The organism is Moraxella lacunata (genome assembly GCF_002027545.1).
GTDB classification, from domain to species: Bacteria; Pseudomonadota; Gammaproteobacteria; order Pseudomonadales; family Moraxellaceae; genus Moraxella; species Moraxella lacunata.
Genome location: NZ_MXAN01000126.1, coordinates 1 through 20,035 on the forward strand (window position 1 = coordinate 1; position 20,035 = coordinate 20,035).

Consider the following 20,035-nt stretch of genomic DNA (forward strand, 5'->3'; position numbering starts at 1 on the left):
GGCGAATGACATTCGCCCTTATGATAGTAAGGTGCGTAATATGCACCTACGCCCCATTAAAAAGCAAGGCAAAAAATAAACGGACAATGACTTATTTTATTGCCAAAAAAGAAATGCTTGATGACACACCTTATCACCCAAAAAACTTTAAGAAATTTTTATTATGTCAGAAAATACCCAAAACAGCACCACCCCACCGATACAGCCCAACGCCAATAAAGCCACGCTTTATTATCTTATTGGGCTTGTCGTACTTATCCTTGACCAAGCGACCAAGATTTTTTTTGAAAAATGGCTTGTGGTAGAAGGCAATAGCGTAAGCGTCATTGAGCCGATTTTAAACTGGACGCTTGCCTACAACCGTGGGGCGGCGTTTAGTTTTCTTGCCAATCAAGGTGGTTGGCAAAAGTGGTTGTTTGCCACATTGGGGCTTTTGGTATCAGCATTCATCATGGTCTACCTTCGCAAAATTCCCAAAAATGCCAAAATTCTGGCATGGGGGCTTGCTTTGGTGTTAGGTGGGGCAATTGGCAATGTCATTGACCGCTTTTTATATGGTCATGTGATTGATTTTATTCATGTTCATTATGCCAATATGTGGCATTATCCTGTGTTTAATGTGGCGGACATGGCGATCATGGGCGGTATGGGACTTGTGATGGTGGACATGCTATTTTTGGAAAATAAACGTAAAAATGGCGTATCATGATGGATTTTACCCATGTTTAGTCATTTTATACAAAGAATGCACTTAAATTGACTTAATCTTTTTTACAAAAGCGACCAAAAAGTGTTACAATGGTCTGTAAACATTCATTTTGTATACATAGGTAATTGTATGAACAGCAACCATCATTTCATCCTAAGACCCCTTGTCGTATCGGTTTTTGTGGCAATGAGTGCCACAGGCTGTGCCATTGATGATGACATGAATGCCACACGACATGCCAATCTTATCATCAATCATGCCGACCCACTTGCCATCAGTGCCAAAGAAGCACACAAGCGTGCCGAACTTGCAAAAAACGTCTACGGCGATGCCATCAAACATGCCAAAGAAGCGATAAAGACCGCTCAAATCGCCGATGCCAATCTTGCCAATCAAGCAAACGACCTACAAAATACCATCAATAACAAATACCACGCTTGGCTAGAAATTGAAAAAGAAGCTCAATCACTTGCCAAACAAAAATATCAAGCAGGGCTTGACAATGATAATGCCAAAAAAGCGGAACTTGCCAAACTTGAAGCCCAAAAGCAGGCTCATGCCAAGCAGTTATTTGCCGAACTTGAAGCTGCCAAAGTACAGGCTAATGAACTGTTAGAACAGGCACGCATCGCTAAGGAAAATCACCTAAACGCTGAACAAGCAAAAGCCCAAGAAGAGGCTAAGAAAAAAGCCGAAGAAGAGGCCGCCAAACGTGCCCAAGAACAAGAAGAGGCTAAGAAAAAAGCCGAAGAAGAGGCCGCCAGACGTGCCGAAGAAGAAGCAAAACAGCTGGCACAGACCAACACCCAAATTGACACTGCCATCACCATCAACAAAAAAGCAACCAACACGCTAAATTATGCCAGTAATCAAGCAAAGCAGGCCAAAACCCAAGCAGACAGCCCTGATACTGCCCAAAGTGCTCTAAACACTGCCCAGCATGCCATAAGCCAAGCCCAAAGTGCCATCAGCCAAGCCCAAAGTGCCATCACCCAAGCCCAAAGTGCTTTGAAAGTTGCTAACACCATAGGCAACCAAGATGCCATCAATCGTGCTAAGCATGCTCTAAACGATGCCAACACAACCTTAGAACAAGCCCAACAAGCCAAACAACAAGCAGAGCAGGTTATCACACAGGCACAGGGCGTCATCGATAATCACAACACCCAACAACAAAACCACAATACGAATAAAATCAACACCATCATCGCCACTGCCAAAGACATTCATCAGCGGACAAATGACATCGCAGGCAAACTAGATGATACCAAACAAACCGCTGACACTGCCACCGAGCAGGCGGCTGCCTTGATTAGCACTGAAAACGCCCTAAAAAATGCCGAAGTCGCCCAAACCCAAGCAGTACAGGATAAGACCCAAGCAGAACAAGCGCTAAACGATGCCAAAAAAGCGCTAAACGATGCCCAAGCCATCAGTGCCAATAACGAAGCCATCAGTATCGCCCAAACCGCTGTGGCAAGTGCCGAAGAAGTATTAAAGCGTACCGAGACGATTTTGGCACAGACAAAAACCGCTGTGGAGCAAGTGGCAGTTACCGAAGCTCGTGCCTATGTCACCCCCACGGATGATGATGTCATCAAAAAACAACAACCCACTTATGAGCGTCAAGCCAACATCGTCCAGCCCACCGCCAAAGAAGGAACCATCACAGGTTACTCTGACATGGATAACTACATTAGCAATATAAACCAAACCTTTGGCAACAAAACAGAGATTTTCTATGGTCTAAGCCAACAGCAATATGCCAAAAAACTACACGAGCTAAAAAGTAGCATCGATACCACTGGGCTTAACGTAGGTGTAATAGATAGTGGCATAGATCCTAAGAACCTTGACCTTATCGGAGCAAAATTAAGTGACACTATTTTGGTGGATTGTTCTGCCAGCAACCACTGCACCAATCACCTGCCTTATGCACAGTACAAACCTGTCGATTCACACGGCTCTCAGATGGCAGCCATCATTGCAGGTAATAACGGCATGACCAATGCCACCATTCACGCTTATACCGATGGCGATAAAAGCAATGAAGGCGATGAATTCACCGCCATGCTACAACTAAACGAAACTCACGGCGTCCAGATTTTTAATAACTCATGGGGCTACACACCAGATGCCAATGAGAGTGACAATCAGTGGCTAAACACCGCCAAAAAGCATACCCCTGATGACGACACCAAAAACAGTAAGCATCCACAGGTGCGTGCCATTCATGAGCTGATTGTCAATAAAGATGCTCTACTCATCCACGCCACAGGCAATGAAGGCAAAGACACAACCTATGGCGAAAGACTCGCTCCCGAGCTCAACCCCGACTTTAAAAAAGGCTTTTTGGCGGTGTCATCACCCCGTGAAGACTTCTACCAAGCCAACCACTGTGGCGATGCTGCCGAGTGGTGCCTATCAGCACCATCCACCAGTATCAGCCATGACAACACGGGCGAGCTCATCAGCTATCAAGGCACATCTCCTGCCACCGCTCGTGTCACAGGCACCGCCCTACTGGTCAAGGGGGCTTATTCTTGGATGAAAAATGAAAATCTGGTGCAGACCCTGCTTAGCACTGCCCAAGATTTTGACGACATCAAAGAACGCAGTCCAACATACAAAGGACTCAAACAAGTTGATGTCAAGCCAAATGATATCGACCACTATACCTATGAAGACAAGTATTATGTGGAAGCAGACCTTTCATGGCATGAACGTCGCACCATCAAAAACATCGGTGGCAAAAACATCACGCATGAAAGCGGCTGGGGACTGTTAGACACCATCGCTGCCACCCAAGGCTATGGCGGTTTTTATTGGGATAATGTCGTACTAGATGTCACAGACAAAGACACCGTGTCTGTTTTCTCTAACGACATCAAAGGTGAGCACGGCTTTACCAAAGCTGGTGATGGCAAACTTGTCCTAACAGGCAATAACACCTATCAAGGTGCCACCACCGTTGAGCAAGGCGTACTTGAAATCAACGGCAATAACGGCAACTCAGTCATCAATGTCACAGGTGGCGAGCTGACAGGCTATGGCACAACGGGCAACGTCAGACAAACCAGTGGTACGGTCAATAACGAAGGCAATCTAAGCATTCATGGCACTTATACCATGGATGGCAACAGCACCTTTAAAGCCAAATTTGGTAATCTTTTGACCGTTACCGAAAAAGCCACTTTGGACGGCACGCTGGACTTGTATGATGAAATCCAAGATGGACTCATCAAAGAGACCGGTTCAAAAAGCACCGTGCTAAGAGCAGGCGAGCTAAGCGGTACTTTTGACACCGTCACATCCAGCAACGCCCTATTTAGCATCATCAAAACCGAATACAGTGGCACAGTCGGCACCGATGGCAAGACCACGCCTGATGCCACCACCAAAACTGATGTGGTCGTCAGTGCCAAACGCAACAAACTGACCAACATGGGCAGTGGTAGCAATGCCAGCATCGGGCGACGTATGGTTGAGCAAAACATAGACAAAGTGCTTAGCGAACTAGATACCAAAGATGATGCAGGCACACTTACCACCAACGAGAAAGCCTTTGCCATAGGTTTTGCCAACAAAATGTCAATGGCAACCAACAAATCCTTGCTTAACACATCTGGCACGCCTGCCGTGATTGGCGACAGATATAACGAAGCCTTATTTGCCCTTGACCCTGCTTTTTATGCCAACAACGCCGTCCACGCCATCGAGCAAAGTAGCACCCAAGCGACCAATTTTGCCAAAAACATGGCAGACACCCCCAATGGCGTGTGGCTACAAAGCACCTATCAAGAATATGAGCTTGACCTGCCAAGCAGTCAAAGCGAGCGTGAAGTTCGAAACCAAAGCATTGGCGTGGCAAAAACAGGCGAGCGTTTTGGCTTAGGTTTACAGCTTGACCTAGGTCGCCTTGAACTGGATGAGCAAAACGGCAACACCAATCACAACATCAAAACAGACGTCGCCGCCGTAACTGTGGGTGTTAATGGCGATGTAGGTAACAACATCAAAGGCACCCTATGGGCAAAAGCAGGTGTGTTGGGCAGTGATGCCAAAAACAACACCCGTGCCAAACAAAAATATGACGGTCAGCTCTATGCTGGCGGTATCCACCTTGGCACATCACACGCTCTAAGCCCCAACGCCAGCATCAAGCCATACATCGGGGTCAGCTATCATCAATATCAGCATGACAATACCCACTTTGATGACGGTGTTGTGGTAGTCAAAGACATCGATGCCACCCGTTGGCAAGGCACCATTGGTGTAGATACCCAGTATCAAATCAGCCCCCAATGGCAAGTCCAAGCAGGACTACAATACGACAACGCCTTTAAACAAGACGCCACCGTTACCAGTGCTTACTCAGGCACCAACACCGATGTCGCTTTTGATGCATGGGAGACTGGCAAAGACAAAATCCAAGCCAGCGTTGGCACCAGCTATCAGATCGACCCAAGAAACCGAGTCAGCCTAGATTATGACTACTTTAAAAGCGAAAAGTCAGATGGCGACCGTGTACAGCTTACCCTAAGCAGTCGTTTCTAAGTCATCGTACAAGCATAAAAAACGGTTCAACATTGAACCGTTTTTTTGTTTTCAAGCTTTTTACAAAATCCGAATGCCCTGCCACAACGCATAAACGCCCAACGCCAGCAACATCACAGCAATGGCATGATTAAAAATCTCTTGGGAGAGTTTATTTCTAATATATGAGCCGATATACACAAAAAATAGCGAAATAAAAATCACAATGCCAAGTAGCCACATTTGCTTATTGCTAAACCCAATAATCACAGGGGCAAGCATGACGATTTGAATGATCTTGGTAATCAAAATGCTGATATTATTAACAATCACCATCTCATGTTTGGTGCGGTCAGTCCCCAACAAATAAACCATCAAAAACGCCACAATGGCATTGGTAACACCGCCGATAACCCCTGCAATAAACCCAAAAATTGCCATCGTAAGATTGTCTTTTTTAAACTTAATGCGATATTTGGTGTACTGGGTAATGACATAAAAAATCAGTGTAACACCCAAAAAAATTTTTAAATAACTCTCTGGGAATAGCAATAACAGCTTAACACCAATAATCCCACCGATAAAACTTGTCAAAAACAGCCAAAAATACTCTTTGCCGTATTTTAGGGTATTGCCAATAATCGTCCCGCCTGTACGTAGCATGATGAGATTTAAGACAATACACGGCACAACCACCATCGCCACCGCCACTTTTAATTCATAAAAACTGGCAATAATTGCCGTGCCGACAATGGGATAACCAAAACCGGTAATCCCATGCAACAACGCCCCAAGCACAAAAAAGACAATGATAATCCAATCATTATTATCAAATTGTGATAGCATGAACTGCCCTTATTCCAAATCATAAAAACGTGGGCAATTATCGCAAACTTTACCCAAAAAGTGATATGCACGATAAGTCATTGCTTATTCCAAAAACGAAAAACACCGCATAAAACGGTGTTTAACATCATGCAAATAAAGCAGTTAAATCAAGCAGGCTTATTGTCTTCATGTAAACGAGTGTTTAGCTCATCAATCACCAACGCCCACACAGCATCCAATTTCCACTCTTCTTGGATAAACATGAGCTGCTGTTCATCAAAAAACGGAGCTTCTTTTAAGGTTACGCCTTCTGGCAGTTGGTTTGCCTTGATAAAAGCATCAATCTCACTGTCTGAATTTGGCAGACCAAGCTGAGCAAATAGGTCGTTCATGGTGTGGTCGGCATTATCTAACATGGCATTCTCCAAAATAGTCCAAAGTAAATAAATGAATGGTAAGTCCTTAAACTTAGCTTTATTCTAACAAAATTTGGACAAGGTATTGTGTACTTTATGTGCTAATTTTTATATAAATGTAAAAATCAAAGGCAAGCCTACACCAATGCCGACAAGATATTACCGCCCACAATGCGAATGCCCATCTCCAAAAGTGCCAGCACCAAAATGGCAACCAATGTCGAAAAGTCAAGCATGCCCAGATTGGGCGTGATTTTGCGAAATGGGGCGACAATTGGCTCTGCCATCTGCATGATAAGCTCCATGAGTGGGTGCATGACCTGAAACAGCATGATGACCCAGCTTAGAATGACCGACGCAAGCACGATGTACTGGAACATGTCAATGAGCGAGAGTATCGCTGTCAAACTGCCACTAAAAAACAGCACAAGCGGAGTCATGGGCTTACCCAAAATGCTCGCCATGCCCGCAATCTTGATAAAAGTCAAAAGCAACATCAGCACCACCGCCGATGTACTAAATCGCCCCTTACCCAAATCAGGAAAAATCCGCCCAAACAGCGTAACCACCGCCGAGAGCATGTAGGTAACTTTGGCATAAGGGTGCTTGGGGTCAATCTCAGCGAACTGAAACATAAACCTTAAAAAACAAATGATTAAGGCAAAATTGACAACGACATTAAAAATAATGGTAATCGGTTCATTCATAAGTGGTAGTTTCTATCATCAGTCATTGTTAAAATGATGTGGGTTAAATAATATTGGCAAATTGTGATTAAATTTTAGTATGGTAAGGTGTGTACCACGCACCTTTTAAATAAAAAATCTTATTGGTGCGTAATACGCACCTTACCGTTAATTGGCGTATTTTGAAGTTAAATGATTATATTTACTCCATTCTCAACTTATAAGCAATTGATTTATCAAGGGCGAATAAACTGCCCCTACAATCCAAAATAATGATTAAAAAATTAATAAGTTGCTATTTTAAGTTGGGAATGAAGTAAAATTTAAATTATTTATCATCAAATAACGCACCCAGCTCCACACTTCTGTCATAGCACGCCACCATCGCCCGCCCAAACGCACCGCCGACGTCATCACGCTCTAACGAAGCCAACGCCTGTGCGGTCGTTCCGCCTTTTGATGTTACGCTCATACGCAGTGCCTGTGGGTCGCCATCTTTGGTAAGCAGTCCTGCCCCTATCATGCTCTGCACCGCCAAACGATGAGCATCATCGGCAGTCAGCCCCATCGCCACCGCTTGGGCGGTCATGTGTTCTAGCACATAAAAAAAGTACGCAGGAGCAGAGCCTGCCACCGCCGTAACAGCGTGCAGTTTGGTCTCATCGTCCACCCACACCGCCACGCCACAGCTTGTCATGACTGCCTCGCACACGTCCCTATCGGACGGGCTTGCCGTCTCATCGGCATACAGCCCTGTCGCCCCTGCTCCCACCGCAGACGGTAGGTTTGGCATGGCACGCACCACACGCCCACAGCCTAAGGCTCGTTGGAGTGTCGCACATGGCACGCCTGCCAACACTGACAAGACGAGCTTATCCGCCAAATATGGGGCAAGGCTTGGGGCAACGTCCATCAGCACTTGGGGCTTAACGGCAAGCACCACCACGTCCGCCTTTGTGATGAGTTCATGGGCGGTGTCAGGTGTGGCGGTCAATACGCCTTGACTGGCGAACCATTCTCTCTTATCGGTATTTTTGTCCGACACGCCAACGGTCAAGGTCAAATCATGGCAACGTTTGGCGGTCAATAACCCCCCAATCATCGCCCCTGCCATGTTACCGCCACCGATGAATACCACCGTTTTATTTTGTAATGCGTGAAAGTCCGTCATGTATTGTCCTATTATCACTCTTTTAAAATTCTAACCAATCCGCCATTTTACATGAAATGCCCCAATTGTGCAAAACTTTCACACTCTATCCACCACAAGCAACGTCCGCCCCCACCGTCCATCATCAAACGCCCCCACGCAAGGCATGGAACATAGCACTGTCAGTCAGCCACCACTTATCCATGCTCATCACAAGCACCATCTCATCATGGACATACAACCCCCACAGATTAGCACGGTGCCATGTGGGAATGCTTAGGCGTTGGTAGAGTTTTTTACCGCTTAATTTGGTAAAGCCGATGTGGGTTTGACCGTCCTTATCCATATACGGCTCATAAATCCGCAACCGCTCATCACGGCGAACAGGTCGAATATAAGCCGATTTATCCATCAACAATTCACGCAAACCATCATGAAAATCCATAAAAATGGCAAATGTGGCGTTTTGTTTTAGGATAATTTTAGATGAATTTAGGGCGATTTTGTCATCACTCATCTCATTTTGTAATAACAACCACAGCTCGTGATGATAGCGATACAGGGCATTTTTATAACGGCACAGCACCACCGCCCTGCCATTACCATTCACGTCATCGCCATCATCACCGCCTTGCCAAAAAATCTTTGTACTGTGGTCGCCATCATCACGAGCGGTCAATGCTAGGGTATCGCTGACGGTCTGATAGCTGGGCGGTAGGGGGTTATCCGCTTGCACAAAAAACCGCACCACCGCCGACTGCTCATGTGCCGACAGCGTGCGTAATGCATGAATGTCCAAACAGCTCACAAAAGGCGTGTGGGTCGTATCAAGGGTGCATTTTTTAACCAATTCAAACACCGTTTCGCTGATGAGTGCGTAAGCGTCATTCATGAGATGTGCGGTGCGGGCGATGTTTTGGCGAACCTTGGGGTTTAGGGCGGTTAGGCGTGGTAAGATGTCATTACGGATAAGACTGCGAGCGTTGTCGGTTGTGTCATTGGTTGGGTCGTCCACATAGGGCAAGGCGTGGGCGTGGGCAAATGCGGTAATCTCGTGCCGAGATACGCCGAGCAAGGGGCGATGTAGGCTCATCGTCCGCCCTTGTACGGTTTTGGCTTGCCATGCTCTCATGCCTGATAAGCCCTGCACGCCTGCTCCATTAATCAGTCGCATAAGCACCGTCTCGGCTTGGTCATCGGCATGATGAGCCACCAGTAGCACGCCATCATCTGTCATCGCCCCCATGAGTGCTTGATAACGGGCGGTGCGTGCTGATGTTTCGGTTTTTTTGGTCAGTGTTAAAGGCAGAATTTGCCAGTCAAATCCATGCTCGTCCGCCCACGCTCCCACCAGTCTCGCCCAGTCGTTATTTGCCTGTTGCATACCGTGATGAACGTGCAGGAGCGTGGGTAATGTATCCAATTTGCCCTGCTGATACAACAGATAACAACCATACGCCAGAGCGAGCGAATCTCGCCCACCACTACACGCCACATATAAAGGATAAGGCACGTCATTTAGGGCGGACAAGGCGGACAAAATGGGGCAAGCGGTCATCTTATACCGCCAAATCCGCCAAATCGCCCTTGCGTTCTAGCCACGCCTTGCGGTCGGACGCTCGTTTTTTGGCAAGTAACATATCCATAACGCCACTGGTACTTGCAAAATCATCAATGTCTAATTGCACCAAACGGCGGGTATCAGGGTTCATGGTCGTCTCACGCAAATGGTCGGGGTTCATCTCGCCCAAGCCCTTAAAGCGGGTAATTTGCGGTTTGCCTTTGGATTTTGCTTTTTTCAAAATGGCGTTCAATTCATCATCGTCCAAGGCATAATGCACGTCCTTGCCGATGTCAATGCGATACAGTGGGGGCATGGCAACAAACAAATGCCCTGCTTCCACAAGCGTGCGAAAATGCTTGACAAACAACGCACAAATCAAGGTCGCAATGTGCAAGCCGTCCGAGTCTGCATCCGCCAGAATGCAGATTTTTTCATAGCGTAATTCGGACAAATCGTCAGACGCTGGGTCTACGCCAATGGCAATGGCGATGTCGTGTATCTCTTGGCTGGATAATACGGTGTCGTGCGAGACTTCCCATGTGTTTAGGATTTTGCCACGCAAGGGCAGTATCGCCTGAAAATGGCGGTCTCGGGCTTGCTTGGCAGACCCGCCTGCACTGTCGCCTTCCACCAAAAACAGTTCCGCTCCGTCTTTAAACTCGCCCTTACAATCGGCTAATTTCCCCGGCAAGGCAGGGCCTTGGGTGATTTTTTTGCGGGCGACTTTTTGGGCGGATTTTAGCCGTTTGCCTGCTTTACTAATGGCAAGCTCGGCTATGGCTTTGGCGGTGTCGGGGTGGGCGTTTAGCCACAGACTAAATGCGTCTTTGGCAAGGGTTTGCACCAGTGGCGACGCTTCACGGCTTGATAAGCGTTCTTTGGTTTGACCGCTAAACTGTGGCTCGGCAAATTTTAAGGACAAAATATAATTGACCCCGTCCCACACGTCATCGGCGGTTAGGCGGACGTTTCTGGGCAAAAGACTATGAATTTCACAAAACTCACGCAGTGCGTCCGTAATGCCCGTGCGTAGCCCATTGACGTGCGTACCGCCTTGTGCGGTGGGGATTAGGTTGACATAGCTTTCGCAAATGGGCGTGCCTGATTCGGGTAGCCACGCTATGGCAAACGTTGCTCCGCCACGTTCGCCCCCTGTCGGCTCTTGACTAAAATAAAATGGCGTATCAGGGATAATGGCAAGCTCGCCAAGCTGTTCGGTCAAATACTGCACCACGCCGTCCGTGTATTGCCAGCTTTCGCTATCGGACGGCTCGGTTTCACTCACAAAGTCAATTTTTAACCCTGCCGATAGCACGGCTTTGGCTTTTAGGTTGTGTTTTAGCGATTTGATAGAAAATTTGGGATTGTCAAAATACTGCTCATCTACCCAAAATCGCACCTGTGTGCCACGTTTTTTCTTGGTGGGAGACGGCTCGTGGGTTAGGGACGTTGTCGGTACGCCATGTTCAAAGCTCATCTGATACTGCGTGCCGTCTCGCCACACCACCACGTCCACACGCTTGGATAAGGCATTGACCACGCTAATGCCCACGCCATGCAAACCGCCACTAATGGCATAATTGTCCGTGCTAAATTTGCCCCCTGCGTGCAGGCGTGTCAAAATCAGCTCCACGCCCGACTGCTTAAATTCAGGATGAATGTCGGTGGGCATACCCCGCCCGTCATCAAGCACCGACAGCGAGCCGTCAGCGTGCAAGGTTACGGTGATGTGCTTGGCGTGTCCTGCCAACGCCTCGTCCACCGAGTTGTCAATGACTTCTTGGGCAAGGTGGTTGGGGCGTGTGGTGTCGGTGTACATACCGGGGCGACGGCGGACGGGTTCTAGCCCCTCTAGGACTTCTAGGTTTTGGGTGGTGTAGTTGGTCATTGTGCTTTTATGGATAATAAAAAGGGGTATTGTAACCGATTTTGGCGGTGTTGGGAATGTTGGGATTTAGCCGTTCACATTTGCCACATCGTCCTACGCCGAACAATTCTTCCCACCCCAATCACACATCGCACGCACCACAGGCATTAAAGACAGTCCCTTATCGGTCAGGCTGTATTCTACTTTGGGTGGGATTTGCGGGTATTCTTTGCGATTGACCAAGCCGTCATTTTCCATTTCTTTTAGGGTGTTTGATAGCATTTTAAAGGTAATCGTACCGCCCAAAAGTCGCCGTAATTCGTTGTATCGCACCACTTCATATTTTGCCAATACAAAAATAATCAACAATTTCCATTTGCCGTTAATAATAGACAAGGTGTAATTAAAATAAGGCGTTTCATCATCAAAACTAAGCGGAACAAAATCGGTCATCTCGCTATCCTTTTAACCATCCAAAAAGATAGTATCTACCAAAAAAGTGCATACTTGTTTAAAAAATCATATGAATTATAATAACCAAACTATCCACAAAAAGCAATGCGTTATGAATGAATTACAGCAAGCCTTAGACAAAATCCACTCTGCCGACACGCTCATCATCGGGGCAAGCAACGGTTTATCCATTAGTGAAGGCATTCATATTTTTGGCTCAAACCAAGATTTTTATGACCATTTTGGCGATTTTGCCCAAAAGTTTGGTTTTAATAACATCATTCGGGGGTGTTTTTATCCGTTTGCCCCCGAAAATTATTGGGCGTATTTTGCCAGACTTTATCATTATATGAACATCAAACGCCCCGTTACTGCCGTGATGAATGATTTGTATCAGCTTGTCCAAGATAAAAATTATTTTGTTGTTACCAGTAATTTTGACAACCATTTTCGCCTAGCAGGTTTTGATGAAAATCGCTTGTTTGAAATTGAAGGCGTAGGCAAAGATTTAGAATGCCAAACCTGCCAAAGCGTATTTGACGGCACGGATATTTTGACCCAATTGGCACAAATAGAAAATGGGGAAATTGTCACATCAGACATTCCCAAATGCCAAGAATGCGGTGGCGAATTAAAAATCCACGTTCAGCTTGATGAGCATTTTGTTTTTGATAAAACATGGCAACAAAAAAGACACGCCTATCAAGACATATTGGCACAGGGCAAACATGGCAATACGGTTTTATTAGAATTGGGCGTGGGCATAAGAAATCAGCTCATCAAACAACCTTTTATGCAATACACCTACCAAAATCCCAATGCCTTCTATATCAGCGTCAATAAAGGCGATCTGTGGATACCCGATGAAATTGCAAATCGTTCGGTGGGTATCAATGGCGATTTGGCAAGCGTTATTCACGATTGGGCAACAAGATGACATTACAGCAATATTTACACGCCAATATTTTTAATCAAACAATTTATCAGCACCTGCAAAATGATTTTGACCATTGGTATGAATTGTTATGCCAAAAAATAGCATTTCATTTTGACAGTCATTTGCACGGTATCAATCATTGTGGGCGAGTACTGTTATATGCCTTGATATTGGCGGATAAATTGAGGCTTGATGATAAAAGCAAAACCATACTTTGTCATACCGCCGTATTTCACGACAGCAAACGATTTGATGACGGTTATGATATCGGGCATGGCAAACGTGGGGCGGATTATTATAAAGATTATTGTCAAAAGCATGAATTGCCTTTTTATAAAGAAAGTTATTGGGCAAGTTATTATCATGACCTGCCTGATGATATTGGCATGAATGAAATTTCCAAACAGTCTGATAATAATAAAAATGCCTTATTTTTATATCGCTTATTTAAAGACGCAGACGCACTAGACCGTTATCGGCTGGGTTTGGACGCTTTGGATAAGAAGTTTTTAAGAATTGATGAAAGTAAACAATTAGCAGAATTTGGCAAGCAGTTGGTGCTTGCCACCGAAGATGATGTACCAAATTCTGTAAGCGAGTTAAAGGGGCTATTAAATGTCTAGATATGGGTTTAGTTTTGGTTCAGAAATTGCACCTGTTGGGGTGGATTTGGCGTATGACGACAAAATTCGCCTGTTTGCCGATAAATTGACACAAGCGGACGCCATTTTGGTGGGTGGGGCAAGCGGAATGTCGGCGGCGAGTGGTTTTCGCCATTATTATGAGCCTGATGAGCATTTTGTGCGTCAGATGAGTGCGTTTCGGGACAAATACGGCTATCAGAGCGGTTTTGACGGCTTGTATCATCGCTATCAAAACAGCCGTGAGCGATGGGGTTTTTTGCCCATTGGATTAGCATGATTTTGGACGCTGATGTGGGTGAGACGTATACCGACATTGCCAAATTCATGAAAAATAAGACTTTTCATGTAATGACAACCAATCAGGATTTTCAATTTGAAAAAGTGTTTGGCACGGATAAGGTCAGTGCCATTCAGGGCGACTGGCGGTATATTCAGTGCAGTCGGCGGTGTCATGATGAGATTTATGATGCCAGCGAGATTTATCCCAAATTGGACAAACTCATCGATGATGACCTGTGCTTGGCAGACGAGCATATCCCCAAATGCCCAAAATGTGGACGAGAAATGGAACCGTGGGTGCGTTCGACCGTGTTTTTGGAAGGCAAAAAATACCAAGACGAATACCGCAAAACCCGTGAATTTTTGGACGAGTTTGGCGGTCAAAACATCGTATTTTTGGAACTTGGCGTTGGGCGAATGACCCCGATGTTTATCCAAGAACCGTTTTGGCAACTCACTCATCAGCTCCCCAATGCTTTTTATGTCACGGTTAATCCGCACCATGCCATTATCCCAAAAGTATTGGCACATAAGGGATTGGCGATACACGCCGATATTTTAAAAGTGCAAAAGGACACGCTTGGGGTGCTTGGGGTGGGTTAATGCATACTACCCACCCCCAAAACTTCTTCGCCACGCTTGTGGGGACACGCCAAATTTATCCTTAAACTGCATACGCAAATTGCTTGCCGTGCCAAAACCTGCCTTTTGGGCGATAAGCTCCATATTATCATCGCTCGTCTCTAAGCATTCTTGGGCATAGGCTAAGCGTTTTGCGATAAGCCACTCCGATAAGGTCATATTGGTGGCATTTTTAAAATGGCGGTTAAAACTTCGCTTGGACAAATGCACCCTGTCCGCCAACTCGTCCAATCGGTGCGTATCAGCCAGATTTTTGCTAAGAAAATCAAGCAACTCGTTAATCTTATCATCTTTGGTATGGCTCGTTACAGGCATTTGCACAAATTGAGCCTGACCGCCCTCACGGTGCGGAGCGGACACATAGACCCGTGCCAAATGGTTCGCCACGCTAACACCATACAGCGTACGGATAAAATACAAACAACAGTCCAGACCTGCCGAAGCCCCTGCCGATGTTAAAATATTGTCGTCATCAATATACAGGCGGTTGCCGTCTAAGGCGATGTCGGCAAAAAGCTCCCGAAATGCCCGCTCGCCTGCCCAATGCGTAACCACCGTACGACCTGCCAATATACCTGCATAACCTAGCCCAAATGTACCATAGCATAAGCCAATGATTTTTTTGCCGTTTTGGTGAGCTGATTGCAATTTTTCCACAAATACCCTGCTTGGCATATCGCCCACCCACCCTGCAATCACGATGATGTCAGCAGTATCCATAAGCGTTAAATTACCCTGCACGGCAATCTTCGCCCCAAATTCGGTCATAATCGCACGACCGCTATCGCTACATACACTAAAATCAAACAACGCCTTGCCGTCCACTTGGGCTTGAAACAGCGAAAATGGCAAATTAAAAACAAAATCATGACAGCCGTTTTGGGCGTATAGGGTAAGTTTGGGTGGGGTGTGCATTGGTATTTATGGGTATTTTCAAATATTATTTATAAAATGCTCATAACTACCAAATTTTGCCTTGTCAATCTCATATTGATTTTGGCTATTTTTGGTAATAATCACACTATCACAATCCATTAACTCCAAACGTTCTTTGGTTGCAATTTCGCCTTCTTTTAAATTCAATAATTGTCGCAACAACCAATTTGCCAATGCTGAATTTGGATTGGTCATTAAGGCTTTTGAGTTTTCTTGGCAGACTTTGGCATTTAAAATCTTGCCATCAGGCGTGATTAAATCAAAAGGCTCATCTCGACTTGGGAAAAAACTAGGGAAATTTTGATGAATTTGTACAGGAATAGGTATATAAACTTCATCAAGGCTACGTTTTCTACCATTAGCATTCCATTGATTTAATCCACTTCTTTCGGGGACTAAGCCATTTCTAGTGGAATATAACGGCAAAACAACAAATTCTTTTTGTTCTGTCTGTTTGTTTTGACTTTCAATTAGTTCCTTAAATCGTAATAATAAATCATAAGGTTCAGAAATAATCTCTACTGGTAATGAAAAATAATCGCTTGGCAAATGAAACTTTTTAAATAAAGTACTTTTGGAAAAACTGTAATTATAATCATGAATAGAATCTGTAAATTCTATGCCATTATCTTTAACTTTCTTAATTTTTATTTTATTAACATCAATTTTATCGTAATTTTCTTCAAATAATCTAAGTTCATTTTCTCGCCTAGTCACCAAATGATATATTGCTTGATTAACACCATATAATCTATTGGCAAAATCAATTCGCTCATTTCTTGCATTGGCAACAGCAAAAACCAACTCATCGCCACTCAAATGCCGAAATTCTTTATTGGCTAATTGGTTAAATTCTGCAACTTTTTCTAATTTTTGTTCTTTTTCACAAATAAAAGTTTTTAAGCCAATACCTGTTTTTATGCCGTTAATTTCTAGCAATGCGTCAAATGCACTGTCATCACGACTTAAATTTTTAGCATTTAGAGCATAGCAAAATAAATTTTCTGCATTTCTGTAATATAAATAAGGCACTTTATTATCACTAAATAGTCCTGATAATGAAGTCATTATTTTTAATAATTCTAAATAATCATCATTATATCTAATCATTGTTAATTTCCTTAATGATATTTTCAGAAATTCTCTTAACTAATGGCATGGTTACCGAATTTCCCGCTTGCATATACAGCTTACTGTTGGCAATATTAGGCATGACAAATTTATTCATGTCATAGCCTTGAAATGCAAAACATTCTTTTGGGGTTAATTTTCGGATATCAAAGTCATCTATAATTAAAGGAACATTATGTCCACCTGTTCCCATGTTAGCCGTTAAAGTTGGGCATAATCCATTTTTATTTTCACGCACATAAACCCTACGCCATTGATAAATGGTGTCTTTATTTTGCATTTCTTGTTTTAATTGCTCATAATATTTTGATTTTTGATAGTAAAAAATGTCATCTTGTTTTTGTTTATCCAAAATATCATGAATGGTTTTGGTTAATTTAATTTTTTCTGGAAATTCAAAATTGATATTTTTAAAAATATCTTTATCAAAAGCAACAATAAAAATTCTCTCACGATTTTGGGGAATATTGGCATACTCTGCGGTATTCATAACCTTGTAAAAAACTTGATAGTTTAGTTTATTTTCCAAAATATCTAAAATAATTTTAAAGGTATTTCCTTTATCATGCGAGATAAGATTTTTAACATTTTCCAAAAACACAGCTTTTGGACGGTGTTTTTCAACAATTTTTTCAATATCAAAAAACAATGTACCACGACTGTCAGAAAATCCTTTTTGGTAACCTGCAACCGAAAATGCTTGACAAGGAAAACCTGCACACAAAATATCAAAATTTTGCGGAATTTGATTTTTGGTTTCATCAAGCGTGATATCACCATAAGGCATAATACCATGATTGGCAAAGTATGTCTTTTGAGCATTTAAATCCCACTCACTGGCAAAAACACATTCGCCACCAAGCTCTTTTAATGCAAAATGAAAACCGCCAACACCTGCAAATAAATCAATAAACGTAAATTTGGACATTTCTAAAAATCATTAATTTAAACTTGTAATTATAGCATTTTTTTCAAAGATTAACATCTAAATTTTGGCAAAATCCTTGCGATAAATGGCAATATTGCCCATAGTCAAACCGCACCATTTGCCCTAAAATATCGCCAAATCCATTTCATTTTAAGGCTCTTTTATGAAAACCGCCCTATTAGTTATTGACGTACAAAACGAATATTTCGGCTCGGCAAATGGCAAATTTGACCAGTTCAACGTGGACGCTATCGCCCAAGACATCGCCAAACACGCCCAAAGCGTATCCGACAACGGCACGCTTGTCATCGGTGTTCAGCACATCATGGCGGAAGATTATCCGCTATTTGCCAAAGGCTCGCACGGAGCGGAACTGTATTCATCGGTAGCGAGCGTTTTGGCGAACAAACCGCTTGTACAAAAGGCACATGCCGACAGCTTTTTAAACACGGGTTTGCTGGATATTTTAAAAGAACACGGCATTGAGCAGGTGGACGTATGCGGTATCATGACCCAAAACTGCGTAACCCACACCGCCTTATCACCCCTTGCCAAAGGCTATAAAATCCGTGTCTTATCAAGCCTTTGTACCGCACCGAGTGAGCTTATCCACGGCATTGCCTTAGAAGCGTTAGCCGACCGTGATTGGATTGATGTGGTTTAAATTTTTAAATCATAAAAAAACACCGCCCAACGATTCGCTGAGCGGTGTTTCCCTACTCCCCACAAACAGCATTACCCCTTCAAACTCGCCATATCAATCACAAAGCGATATTTCACATCGCTTTTTTGCATACGCTCATAGGCGGTGTTGATGTCTTGCATATCAATCATCTCCACATCTGGCACGATATTATGCTCGGCACAAAAATCCAGCATTTCTTGGGTTTCGGCAATGCCGCCAATCACAGACGCAGAAATGCTACGGCGACCCATAATCATCGGCACGGTGTTAATGGTTTGTTCCAGCTCGCCCACCAAGCCGACCAGCACCAGCGTGCCGTCCAAAGCAAGTGTCGGCACATAAGGCTTTAAATCGTGGGTGTATGGCACGGTGTCAATGATGACATCAAAGGTGTTTGCCACTTCCTTCATCTGATTTTCATCGGTAGACAGCACCACACGGCTCGCCCCCAAGCGGTAAGCGTCATCGGATTTGCCAAGCGAACGGGTAAAGAGCGTAACGTCCGCCCCCATGGCATGAGCAAGTTTGACCGCCATATGCCCCAGTCCGCCCAGTCCGACCACGCCCACTTTGGTGCCTTTGCCAACTTTCCAATGACGTAGGGGCGAGTATGTGGTAATGCCTGCACACAGTAGTGGGGCGACCGCTTGGGTGTCTAGGTTTTCGGATACTTTTAACACAAAATCTTCGCTCACCACGATAGACGTGCTGTAACCACCTTGGGTTAGCGTGCCGTCATGGCGGTCAAGACTGCCGTAAGTGCCTGTGTTGCCGTGTTCGCAGTACTGCTCCAAACCGTGTTGGCATGGCGAGCAGGTACGGCAAGAATCCACCATACAGCCCACGCCCACCAAATCGCCTACCTTAAATTTTTGGGCGTTGTCGCCAACTTTGGCAATGCGTCCGATGATTTCGTGTCCGACCACAATCGGATAAGTGTGGGTAAAGCCCCAGTCGTTACGAGCGGTGTGCAAATCGCTATGGCACACGCCACAATACATGATGTCAATCAGCACATCATCGGCACGCAGTTCACGACGTTCAAAGCTGTGTGGGGCAAGTGGTGTGGTTGGGCTAAATGCGGCTTAGGATTGGGTAGGATAGGTCATGAGTGTTCCTAGATGATTGAAAATATGGGTATTATAAAGGGTTTGGGTTATTATTGGAAATTGATAATTGTGATAGGTAGGTATTAGTTTGAATGATGATTGATTTTGGGCTTAATAAAAAAGGGTGTTGTTCAATAAAGATATATTTTAAAATTTGGACGTGTAGGGGCGAATCACATTCGCCCAAAAATCAACACTTTATCACAGGGCAAATATAATTCGCCCCTACAAATCTACCCAAAGGTATTGTTGATGAACAATACCAAAAAAGCTAAAACATCATTTTTATAACCCAATATTATAGGGTGCGTAATACGCACCTTACTGCCAATTGGCGTATTTTTTTAAAATTAAATAATTACATTTAATCATTTTAACAATTAAAAATAAACACCCCATTCACCAATTTTTAAAATCTATTCAAATCCCAATTTTATTTATTTTATAAAAACAACCAAAATCAAATTTAATTAAACTTTAAAAAATCCCATTTTACCCAACAAAAAAGGCACGAACTTGAACCGACCCCCAAATC

17 protein-coding genes and 1 pseudogene are annotated in these 20,035 nt (G+C 44.2%); 7 read left to right on the forward strand and 11 right to left on the reverse strand.

The window, feature by feature from the left end; genetic code table 11:
• The first annotated feature begins 163 nt into the window (after positions 1-163).
• Together lspA and B5J94_RS13390 are read left to right on the forward strand one after the other, a co-directional pair.
• Entirely contained in the window at positions 164-709 is a 546-nt protein-coding gene (gene lspA / locus B5J94_RS13385) for a signal peptidase II (protein WP_079364197.1), read from the forward strand.
• 129 nt (positions 710-838) lie between these two features.
• A complete protein-coding gene (locus tag B5J94_RS13390; RefSeq protein ID WP_062498836.1) occupies positions 839-5,266 on the forward strand; it encodes a S8 family serine peptidase in 4,428 nt (1,475 codons plus the stop codon).
• 60 nt (positions 5,267-5,326) lie between these two features.
• Here the strand turns inward: B5J94_RS13390 and B5J94_RS13395 are convergent, their stop codons facing one another.
• The 7 genes from B5J94_RS13395 to B5J94_RS13425 form a co-directional block, all read right to left on the reverse strand.
• On the reverse strand, positions 5,327-6,091 hold the full coding sequence (locus B5J94_RS13395) for a sulfite exporter TauE/SafE family protein (protein WP_062498837.1): 765 nt from the start codon (positions 6,089-6,091) through the stop codon (positions 5,327-5,329).
• A 149-nt stretch (positions 6,092-6,240) separates the two neighbouring features.
• Positions 6,241-6,489 carry a DUF2789 family protein gene (locus tag B5J94_RS13400; protein WP_062498838.1) on the reverse strand — a complete coding sequence of 83 codons (249 nt, stop codon included), beginning with the start codon at positions 6,487-6,489 and terminating at the stop codon, positions 6,241-6,243.
• A gap of 137 nt (positions 6,490-6,626) precedes the next feature.
• Entirely contained in the window at positions 6,627-7,196 is a 570-nt protein-coding gene (locus B5J94_RS13405) for a YggT family protein (protein WP_062498839.1), read from the reverse strand.
• 307 nt (positions 7,197-7,503) lie between these two features.
• The gene (proC, locus tag B5J94_RS13410; protein WP_062498840.1) at positions 7,504-8,346 is read right to left on the reverse strand and encodes a pyrroline-5-carboxylate reductase; all 843 of its coding nucleotides are present in this window, start codon (positions 8,344-8,346) and stop codon (positions 7,504-7,506) included.
• A gap of 124 nt (positions 8,347-8,470) precedes the next feature.
• Positions 8,471-9,883 carry a tRNA lysidine(34) synthetase TilS gene (tilS, locus tag B5J94_RS13415; protein WP_062498841.1) on the reverse strand — a complete coding sequence of 471 codons (1,413 nt, stop codon included), beginning with the start codon at positions 9,881-9,883 and terminating at the stop codon, positions 8,471-8,473.
• Between the two features lies 1 nt (position 9,884).
• On the reverse strand, positions 9,885-11,777 hold the full coding sequence (gene parE / locus B5J94_RS13420; RefSeq protein WP_062498842.1) for a DNA topoisomerase IV subunit B: 1,893 nt from the start codon (positions 11,775-11,777) through the stop codon (positions 9,885-9,887).
• A 93-nt stretch (positions 11,778-11,870) separates the two neighbouring features.
• Positions 11,871-12,209, reverse strand: a complete 339-nt coding sequence (locus B5J94_RS13425) for a winged helix-turn-helix transcriptional regulator (RefSeq protein WP_062498843.1) — start codon at positions 12,207-12,209, stop codon at positions 11,871-11,873.
• A gap of 112 nt (positions 12,210-12,321) precedes the next feature.
• Here B5J94_RS13425 and B5J94_RS13430 point away from each other — a divergent pair, with 112 nt between their 5' ends.
• From B5J94_RS13430 to B5J94_RS13440, 4 genes are read left to right on the forward strand one after another with little or no spacing between them, the layout of a single operon-like run.
• Positions 12,322-13,146, forward strand: a complete 825-nt coding sequence (locus B5J94_RS13430) for a Sir2 family NAD-dependent protein deacetylase (protein WP_062498844.1) — start codon at positions 12,322-12,324, stop codon at positions 13,144-13,146.
• Positions 13,143-13,769 (forward strand): hypothetical protein, encoded by a 627-nt coding sequence (locus tag B5J94_RS13435; protein WP_062498845.1) that lies wholly within the window; start codon positions 13,143-13,145, stop codon positions 13,767-13,769. Before B5J94_RS13430 ends, B5J94_RS13435 begins: the two co-directional genes overlap by 4 nt.
• Positions 13,762-14,067: a hypothetical protein gene (locus tag B5J94_RS14565; RefSeq protein WP_062498846.1), complete on the forward strand. Its 306-nt coding sequence runs from the start codon at positions 13,762-13,764 to the stop codon at positions 14,065-14,067. The genes B5J94_RS13435 and B5J94_RS14565 overlap by 8 nt, the downstream gene beginning before the upstream one ends.
• A complete protein-coding gene (locus B5J94_RS13440) occupies positions 14,037-14,672 on the forward strand; it encodes an SIR2 family NAD-dependent protein deacylase (RefSeq protein ID WP_211271101.1) in 636 nt (211 codons plus the stop codon). Before B5J94_RS14565 ends, B5J94_RS13440 begins: the two co-directional genes overlap by 31 nt.
• 6 nt (positions 14,673-14,678) lie before the next feature.
• Here B5J94_RS13440 and B5J94_RS13445 read toward each other — a convergent pair whose 3' ends face one another.
• From B5J94_RS13445 to dcm, 3 genes are read right to left on the reverse strand one after another with little or no spacing between them, the layout of a single operon-like run.
• Positions 14,679-15,626 carry a GlxA family transcriptional regulator gene (locus B5J94_RS13445; RefSeq protein WP_062498848.1) on the reverse strand — a complete coding sequence of 316 codons (948 nt, stop codon included), beginning with the start codon at positions 15,624-15,626 and terminating at the stop codon, positions 14,679-14,681.
• Between the two features lie 18 nt (positions 15,627-15,644).
• On the reverse strand, positions 15,645-16,757 hold the full coding sequence (locus tag B5J94_RS13450) for a phospholipase D-like domain-containing protein (RefSeq protein ID WP_062498849.1): 1,113 nt from the start codon (positions 16,755-16,757) through the stop codon (positions 15,645-15,647).
• Positions 16,750-17,706, reverse strand: a complete 957-nt coding sequence (gene dcm, locus B5J94_RS13455) for a DNA (cytosine-5-)-methyltransferase (RefSeq protein WP_062498850.1) — start codon at positions 17,704-17,706, stop codon at positions 16,750-16,752. The genes B5J94_RS13450 and dcm overlap by 8 nt, the downstream gene beginning before the upstream one ends.
• Positions 17,707-17,869: 163 nt before the next feature.
• Between dcm and B5J94_RS13460 the strand changes: the two genes are divergently transcribed.
• Entirely contained in the window at positions 17,870-18,370 is a 501-nt protein-coding gene (locus B5J94_RS13460; protein ID WP_062498851.1) for an isochorismatase family protein, read from the forward strand.
• 71 nt (positions 18,371-18,441) lie between these two features.
• Here the strand turns inward: B5J94_RS13460 and B5J94_RS13465 are convergent.
• A pseudogene (locus B5J94_RS13465) lies at positions 18,442-19,476 on the reverse strand (NAD(P)-dependent alcohol dehydrogenase); the annotation flags it as partial.
• Positions 19,477-20,035: the final 559 nt, after the last annotated feature.